This window comes from Nitrosomonas sp. Nm51 (assembly GCF_900111165.1).
Lineage (GTDB): Bacteria > Pseudomonadota > Gammaproteobacteria > Burkholderiales > Nitrosomonadaceae > Nitrosomonas.
The window spans coordinates 20,496-28,770 of sequence record NZ_FOGH01000033.1; the positions used below are offsets into that span (position 1 = coordinate 20,496).

Below are 8,275 nucleotides of genomic sequence, written 5' to 3' on the forward strand. Positions count from 1 at the left end.
CCGATCCGGGAAATAAAAATGCATTTGTAATAAAACCTTAACAATTGACATCTACACTTGCGCTGTATCTAAAAACATCAAAGGAGAATCTATGTTTTGTTACATCAAGGAATGGCCCAACAAAATGGCCACACTGATGACCGCCGACGGCATCGTGCTGTGCACCTGCCAGAGCGCCGACGAAGCCCGGCAGGTCTGGCGTGACTGGAAACGGCAGCAGTTCAAACCGCAGTCAACGGAAACAACCGACGCCGAACTCGAAATCCTGCCGTATTCGCCGACGGTTGCGGACTGGCTGAAGGCGGTTGTGGCGGGGTGTTATGCGTGGAAGGAGAAGAAAGTGATGAATGAGTGATTTTGGTGATTCTGATTTAGGAATTCATCCGTGAAATTTTAAGAAGAAGATGCTTATGGAATTTCAAGTTTGTCTAATTTAAGTTAGAAATCAAGTAATATGGAGTTGAGTAAATTTTATTTAGATAAGAAAAATACAGTAACTCGTGAATATATGTTTACCTGTAAGCTTCAATTTGACTTAATGGAAGCAGCAGCGCGACGGAGCTATCCTTTAAAGGTATACCTCCCAACAGTTGACCGAGATGGGTTTGATATTATTTTTGATGATGGAATTTCCATAATACCCATTCAACTAAAAGCCACATTCGATAAAAAAGCTAATAATTGGAATATTCATAGAAACTTATATCGCCCAGAAAAAGAACAATTACCCGGCTTTCGTTTACATAGCCCTTCTTATCATGAAGGAATGGGTGGAGGGGTTATAATAATTGATGTATCTGTTGATGAAAAAAATAATACTTATGTAACGTACAAATATTCGGATTTTCTAATTCTTCATATGCTGAAAGAAGGTTTATTTAAAACCCATAATAAAGATAGGTATAAGCTTGAAAAGCTATACTTTTCTATAATTGATCAATTAGATGGTAAGTTTAAACTACCACGATATGCCTTTGTTGAAGCAAGGACCAATGACCATTTATTAGCTTTAATGGGGCTAAGTAGTACTTGTAACAGTATGTGGCGTTATGAATACCTAGATTATCTAAAAGATAAAAATGACTATAATTATGAATCTTCTTGGAGTAAAGACCCTGAAGGATACTTAGAGCATATTAGGAAGCGTCTCCTAGATTTTTGAGCACGGTAGGTTGGAGTAAGCTTTGCGCACTCCAACGTTTATCCGGCAGCAATGTTAACCGGACTATAACGATGCAAATATTCGCTTGTTAAAATCCCTTGATCCGGTCAAGCATTCATTGACACATTACTGGGCGCCGCTTTCTTCCGGGGCTTTATCGCTTGTTGCCAAAAGTACGAGAAGGCGCAGAAATTCCTGAATTTTGTCGCCCCATATATCAACATGATTTGCCATCAGTGTTGAATCAACCCGGATATTTAAATAGGGGTTTCGAGGCGCAGTACGATCCAGGTGTTCAAGGATGGTACGGCCATATTTTGTGGTTGCACCAGCAGTCTGATTTCCCCAGACATTTTGAATATTATCATAAACGTCTGTGGTCAGCGGTTCGGCGTTGGGTACAGGGACTAGTGTATGGCTGATAAAAGGATCGAAATGTCCAACGGCTGTGCGATCAGCAGTTCCTTCCTTAAAGGTGAATTGTTTTTTCCCTCCACAAAATTCACGGTTAACAGTGTTATGGGTTTCAAAAAAGGTGGAGAAAAAACGGCCGAAAGGAAAGGCAGTTTTTGTGGCATTATCCGTCTCAGAAGTGAGAATCGCTAACCGCGGGCGCTGTTCGGGAAAATAACTGCAACGTTCACTGGAAAGATCATATAACGGCGCGTAGCGCAAAGCTTCGAAAGCAGGATTAAGCAATACCACTAAATCACCAAAACCTTTTGCAGTATCCTGGTGCGTTTTATTCTCGCGGCTGTCAATAAATCGACTGGCAAGAATTTGCGAAGTCGCACTAAATACAGCCTGCCCTCCAAAGCTGTGGCCCATGATAACGAGTCTGCTTTTTATCGGTGGAGTCCAGCTATTTCTGACGTTACTGATTTCTTCAAGCTTCAGGAACAATTCCGCAATACTCATGTAACCAACATTCAGTGACGTGTTTTTACGATCCCAGAAAGTGATCACGTTTAATCCCGGAATGCTGATTGATTTGCCACGCCAGCCTACATAAACACCCGTAATTTTTCGTGACGCACGATTTTGCTTTTTGGCCAGTTTGTTTTCGATCTGACTGAGTTTTTTCAGATGCTCGGAAAAATTTTTGATATTTGCATCTCCAGGTGATGCATTATGCTGCCAGCCATGTACGTAAACATTTATAAGCAGACTGTCTTTTCCCGCCATCTCGCGAAGTTTATCAATGACAGTGTCCATTTGGTTGCGATCACGCAATTGGCCCTGGTCATCGATCTCAACAAATCCCAGGAAATATTCACTATCATCACCCTGATTATGCAGCTGGATACTGTGTTTATCACAGTTATTCTCTAGACTGGATATGCAAAGTGAGTTGTCAGTGCGATACATTTGGTTCGAAGTACAGCCGAACAAATACATGGCAGACAATACAAACACGAAAGCAATTCTGGTTTGCCGACTAATCGTTCTCATTTATCACTCCACATGGTTTTCAATAGTTAGTTTCTATGTTTAACAAAAAAAGTCAAGGAATATTTATTCTTCCTGTTCTGCCTTTAAACACCCGCCACCGCTTATTCTCTACAGCTTTGTAGCGAAAGCCAGTGCACTGACTGAAGCAAGCACAGACTATTCCATTATAAATATTATAGTGGTTTGCTGAGACCAGCTGAATTGAACAGGCAATATTAAGCGTGAGGTGGCCCCATGCAATTGGACACTGAATGACAAATATTAGGAGTTATTTTCTGTATGATTATTTTTATAAACAAAAGGAGTACAGAAAACGAGCAAGAAACGCAGAAATCATTCACCGGAATCAAATCAAAAATTGCATTGGCGGCGATCAAGGGCGATCAGCCGCTGACTGAGCTGTCACAGCAATATGGCATCAACAGCAATCTGATTGTGAAGTGAAAGAAACAGCTGATTGGGAACAGCGGCGAAGTGTTTGCCTCAGGCAAGGGGCTGGTTCCGGATAGAGAGTCATAGATTCAGCCACTGCAAGCGAAGGTTGGTCAAATTACACCACAAACAACTGAAAAACGACCAGACAAGGTGGTGTGGATTACGTTTCACTGGAATCCATCATCGGCCTACCGGGCTTTTTCAATCTACCCCTATCCAATTCTGATACCGGTTCCGGGACCAGCGAAGGTATTTCATTAGCTCCCAGTTGACGGCATCGACATCAAAACTTTCACTATCATAACCACCACCGGACCAGTCCATATAGCTTTCGTGCTCTTCATGGCCTGGGTCTTTCAAAGCTTTACAAAAATCAAAGTAACCAGGCACACCGCCCACATCTTCTGGCGGACAAGCCCGTTCGCCTTCAAGGCAGGTCAGTTCAACCCTCAGTTCCGGATTGAAATAACGGCTCTCTTCGAGTACGAGTTCATGCTCCCAGCCGTCACCAAAGTCATATAAATAGCGGAAGCTGCGGCCTTTCTGTTTAATCAGATCCTCAAGACGGTATCTGCCGCAGACCAGGCCTTCTTCTCTGGATTCCGGATATTCCGTATATCGTTTCTTTCCGATGGAAAATTCGTGAAGGTGGCTGTCTGTCCAACCCATGACAATCTGAATAACGTCGTGTAACCGGTCCAGTGTGATACTGGCAGGCACCACAAAGCGCCGCCAGATTTCAGGCTCTATATCAAGCAGTTGAATTTTCAGCAAATAAAATCGTGCACTCATTTTTTGTTCTCGTATTTTGATCAGTAGCCTCGTTTGCCGCCATGTATCTGCATGATCCGCTCCTTAAATACTGCGTTTATTGCACCTTACGTGTTGTTCAGGTCATTCAAAAATAGCCTGATACGTGCAGCGTTGGTACCCATATCGCTAATGCCGATACGCGAGGCGGAACGCATGTCAACGATTGATTGCCCTTCTTTAGCCGATATGCGAATCACAACATCATCCTTAAAGCCCATAATCCGGGTCGTAGCAGTTGCTTCAATAATGCCTTTCCCGGCTGTAGCGGCAACAATTTCCCAACCGCGTTCTTCGACGAGTGAGACGGCATTTTCAAAAACCCGGGCCGGATCTTTGTCAATCAATATCGGGCCAAGACCGGGGTACCCAGCCTGCTGAAGTTCGGCAAGCCTGGCCGGCGTTTTCCGATCAAGCGGGTTGTGGTCCGTTGTACGTATCGCAGCAATGGCTGTGAAGGCTGGCGGGTTCTGCAGATCGGTCGTGATGTCATGAATGCGCGGCACTTTGTAGCCAGCCTGGATGGTCTGAAAAACAGGCGTCACCACTGCAAGACCAAGGATTAATCCTGTGATTGCCATGGGTGCGCCGGTCACTTTAGTCTCAACTGCTGTAATTATTGCGAGAATACTTACAATGGCAGATAGCACGGCTATCACGCCCAGGGCTGCTGCGCCGATGATAATGACCACTGCCACTTGGTAATTCATAATCCCAAACCGGAATCCCAGTACAGCAAGCGCCGCGAGCGTTGCGGAAATACACGCATGCTTGAAACTCCAACGCGCAAATTCCGAACGCTCCTGCTTTTTTTCTTTCATCTTTGTCGTCGCCTCTATAGTCCCTTGCATAATCCTAAAATCCTCTTCTTGCAAATATCGGGAAGTCCTTATAGGATTCTAGGATAATCCTTTAATCCGGCCAATATGCCGATATTGGTAAAAACCACCGCATCCATGCTGCATCTATAATACTGCATGGATACAGCAGGATACAAGGCCACCTGTTAACCGTCTTAAGTCAATAGTCAGAACAAAGCCTCGCCGTGCGGCAATACATTTAGCCCTTAGGAGCCGCGAATAAATAAGTGTGACAATTGGGCGCGTCTGGCGGGATGCAATGCAAGGCGGGAGGATGAGTTCATAGCACAGGCTATGGCGACGGCGAACAACGCCGCAGTGTGCCCGCCAGATGCGATCCAGGTGTTACAGTTATTTATGAACGACTCCTTGATAACATCATGCAAAACCGTTTCACTGAATTCCTCGCAGCTATCGCTTCATATTTTTGGTAACGTAAACCGCACCAGCCACTCCTCCGGATCAAGCGTGAGACAGACTCAGGCCCGCAACCAAAAAAACTATCCGGAAATACTTAGATCGGGTGCCGCATGATGATCGAGCGGCGCATCCATTTCAAATGCCTGCAGGTGTTCAGTCCAGTCCGCAATTAAGTTGCATGTTCAGCGTATCCGTTGTGGCTGCAAACCGGTCTTTCCAGTATTTGAAAGCTGCATCTTCACGGGCTTCTGCACCGTCTTCTCCCAGATCACAACTATGCGCAAATTCATGTGCCATGAGCGCTGCATAGCAGGCGCGCCGGTCCGCCTGGTCTAATCCTGCTATTTTCGCAAGAAATTGCGGATAAATCTTAATTTTCTTGGTAAAAGGCGAAGACCAGCCATTTAAACAGTCGCCATTATTTTTACACTTATCTGATGGCATGCATTTTACCTTTCCGTTCTTCGAGAACCGGTTTTTTGCACAGTTTCCCAGATTGGTGCCTGTTTCCGCTTCAATCAGTTGTTCAAAGTTTACCCAGTCATCCGTAATATTCCAGGCAACCGCATTAATATCCTTTTCTTGCGTAGCATTACAGTCAACCACTTTCAGATCGATTGTAGTGCCGGATGATGCGGAAGCTGAGCCAGTATTCGATCCGGCAGTGTCATTGAATCCATCGCAATCAATACCCTGACAGGTTTCCCCGGTATCAGGGTTTTCCATGCCAGCTTGAACCGGATTCCACATTAACGCTGCAAAAACAAGAAACAGACAACCAAGATAAATCTGTGTCCACCCGGAAAATTTCAGTATTGTTTGATTAATTCTGTTCATGATCGTTGCCCCCGAAATTGGATGATTTTTATATAGCCAGTTGCTGATTGTGATCATAAGATTCTGATCATACATACATAATTCATTGTAAAAACAACCAATCTAAAATACGAGCCTGTCGGCACAAGTGTGTCATTTTGTATTTGACAGTTAAAAATGATGTATTGATGTACTTTCACGCAGATGTATGAATACATGCTATTCCGAGTGCAAATAATATTCTGTGATTATTATCACTGGATAATCGGCGTAACAGCTCTGCCTAGCGAATACAAAATCCTGGATTATCGGCCCGCAACTATTCCAGCCTCACGAGTTTTGCCCGCTCCTGCTTTTCCTGTACACTGGACTTGATCAATTTTTATCAAACTGACGATGTATGAATAACGCATCAAAAAGCTGCACCTTAACAAAATCAACCAATCAAGTGATAAGTGCATTTTTTAATGGAGGATCTATGATGGCGGGAAAGATTATTATATTGATGGGTATATCTTTCATGTTGATGGCCGGACAAGTCACAGCCGATAAAGCAAATAATGAAGACTCAGAAAAATCGGGGCGATACAATGAAACGTTTAATCCCCGTCAAATAGCATATCCCAATCATCTTGGTTTTAACGATCTGCATCTCGAAGCAATCCGTCATCTTAAACCCGATACGAACTCTCCTCACGATCCGAAATTGCAAGTCGGTGTTCATCATCACTGTAAAGGATACGATGATGGCACATTTGTCTGTTTAATGTTTCATACGGGGATGGGTGATCAGGACAAACCAATCGGCTATGAATATATCATTACTGCCGAACAATATAATCACCTGCCAGAAGAAGAAAAGAAATATTGGCATTATCATGCAACGGAATTTCCCAGAGCTGAAGTCAGTTTGCCGGACCTGACGCATGAGGAGGCCGAGAAATTAATGCCCGTGTTAAAAGAAACCTACGGTAAAGTGATCTATTTCCAGAAACCGGACGACAAATTCCCTTTGGGTGAGCCGTACGTATTGATTATACAAGACTTGCCAGTCGTATCCGAGCAGAATAAATAACAGCACCTCCCGCTAATTCGGAAAACATTCATTTCAAGATCAATTTGGTAAATCTTTTATGCAATTTGTTTTTCAGGGAAAGCGAGATCATTCGACTGACGCTGGTTGTCAAATTGGCTACGTTAGCTGAGAACACGCTTCGAGCATACGTTGACCCGGTCTATCTATCAGGAAGAATCATTATAGACGGGCGCGGTTGGCTTTATACCAAAGGCAATGGTTTTATACAAAGTCTCCGGATCCGGAAGGATGGTGCTCCCGGTATTCCAGGAAGTTAACTTCAAGCTCACAATTAGCGCCGTTTAGCGGAACGTTATTGAGGGCGCGAAAACTGCGCCTGAATACCACCGTCGCCGTTAAATTCATCAGGTTTGATTTCCCTGGGCGGTATTTACACAGCCAGTCAAATAAAACTAAAGTTTCACGCTTTTTTGGAAGTGGCGATCTAATTTCATTGATTTTTTGTGATCAGCGATTTTCTTTTGGGTAAGAAGGCAGTCCCGATATTAACCATTTTATTAATAGGGTAAATTCGAAATTTATCCTTTAAATACAACTGGATATGGTTGTGGTGGCGCGTGGTTTTTGTTATAATTTTGGTGTTTAAGCAATTGAAATCAATAACAAAAAGAGCGCCGCCACATGTTCATTTTACGCACTATTTTATCTCCCCTCCAGCAAGAATTTAAACACCGCTGCAAAGGCGATGAGCGGGGTGTCTGGTTTGTCTATACACTCCTGGCCGTTATCACCCATTTTACTTCTTCACGAACCTCTAATTTATTGCGATGCCTACAGACACTGTTCGGATTGTCGCTTAGCCAGCGTCGGTTTTACACATTCATGGCCTCATCAAAACTTCCCTGGTCATGCCTATGGACTGCGTTATGGTCTCAGATACCCAGCCCTACAACAAAAGGACGGTTGTTATTGGCTTTGGATGATTTCATCAACCCCAAGACCGGCAAAAAGATTTTTGGCTGCGCGTCGTTCTTTGACCATGCTGCAAAGACTAACCAATCCAGCTATCCCTGGTCACAGAATGTGGTGTCCATCGGCTTGCTGAAAATAATAAAGGGCCGCTGGGCCTGTTTGCCACTGGCATTTCGTTTCTACCATATGAAGAAAACGATTGACGCCGGGAAGGTCAAAGGTAAAACACCACCTTTCCAAAAAAAGTATGCGCAGGCTGTTGAGATGCTGTCAAAAATCTCAGCAGCTTTCCGTGATACGCCCATGTTAGTC

At 43.9% G+C, this 8,275-nt stretch carries 9 protein-coding genes; 5 read left to right on the forward strand and 4 right to left on the reverse strand.

What is annotated here, in order from left to right; translation table 11 throughout:
- Positions 1-91: 91 nt before the first annotated feature.
- The gene (locus tag BMY60_RS10725) at positions 92-355 is read left to right on the forward strand and encodes a hypothetical protein (protein ID WP_090333546.1); all 264 of its coding nucleotides are present in this window, start codon (positions 92-94) and stop codon (positions 353-355) included.
- Positions 356-460: 105 nt separating this feature from the next.
- The gene (locus BMY60_RS10730; protein ID WP_143057427.1) at positions 461-1,162 is read left to right on the forward strand and encodes a hypothetical protein; all 702 of its coding nucleotides are present in this window, start codon (positions 461-463) and stop codon (positions 1,160-1,162) included.
- Positions 1,163-1,288: 126 nt separating this feature from the next.
- On the opposite strand, the gene BMY60_RS10735 is transcribed toward BMY60_RS10730, so the two are convergent.
- A complete protein-coding gene (locus tag BMY60_RS10735; RefSeq protein WP_090333549.1) occupies positions 1,289-2,614 on the reverse strand; it encodes an alpha/beta hydrolase family protein in 1,326 nt (441 codons plus the stop codon).
- A gap of 279 nt (positions 2,615-2,893) precedes the next feature.
- Here BMY60_RS10735 and BMY60_RS15795 point away from each other — a divergent pair, with 279 nt between their 5' ends.
- Positions 2,894-3,058: a hypothetical protein gene (locus tag BMY60_RS15795; RefSeq protein ID WP_177166651.1), complete on the forward strand. Its 165-nt coding sequence runs from the start codon at positions 2,894-2,896 to the stop codon at positions 3,056-3,058.
- Positions 3,059-3,250: 192 nt separating this feature from the next.
- Here the strand turns inward: BMY60_RS15795 and BMY60_RS10740 are convergent, their stop codons facing one another.
- The 3 genes from BMY60_RS10740 to BMY60_RS10750 form a co-directional block, all read right to left on the reverse strand.
- A complete protein-coding gene (locus BMY60_RS10740) occupies positions 3,251-3,841 on the reverse strand; it encodes a plasmid pRiA4b ORF-3 family protein (protein WP_090333550.1) in 591 nt (196 codons plus the stop codon).
- A gap of 86 nt (positions 3,842-3,927) precedes the next feature.
- Positions 3,928-4,710 carry a DUF1499 domain-containing protein gene (locus tag BMY60_RS10745; protein WP_256250801.1) on the reverse strand — a complete coding sequence of 261 codons (783 nt, stop codon included), beginning with the start codon at positions 4,708-4,710 and terminating at the stop codon, positions 3,928-3,930.
- 582 nt (positions 4,711-5,292) lie between these two features.
- Positions 5,293-5,976 carry a hypothetical protein gene (locus BMY60_RS10750; protein WP_143057428.1) on the reverse strand — a complete coding sequence of 228 codons (684 nt, stop codon included), beginning with the start codon at positions 5,974-5,976 and terminating at the stop codon, positions 5,293-5,295.
- A 460-nt stretch (positions 5,977-6,436) separates the two neighbouring features.
- On the opposite strand from BMY60_RS10750, the gene BMY60_RS10755 reads away from it, so the two are divergent.
- Positions 6,437-7,030 carry a DUF1264 domain-containing protein gene (locus tag BMY60_RS10755; protein WP_177166652.1) on the forward strand — a complete coding sequence of 198 codons (594 nt, stop codon included), beginning with the start codon at positions 6,437-6,439 and terminating at the stop codon, positions 7,028-7,030.
- Positions 7,031-7,672: 642 nt separating this feature from the next.
- Positions 7,673-8,275 (forward strand): transposase (locus tag BMY60_RS10760; protein WP_143057429.1); only part of this gene is annotated, 603 nt, incomplete at its 3' end.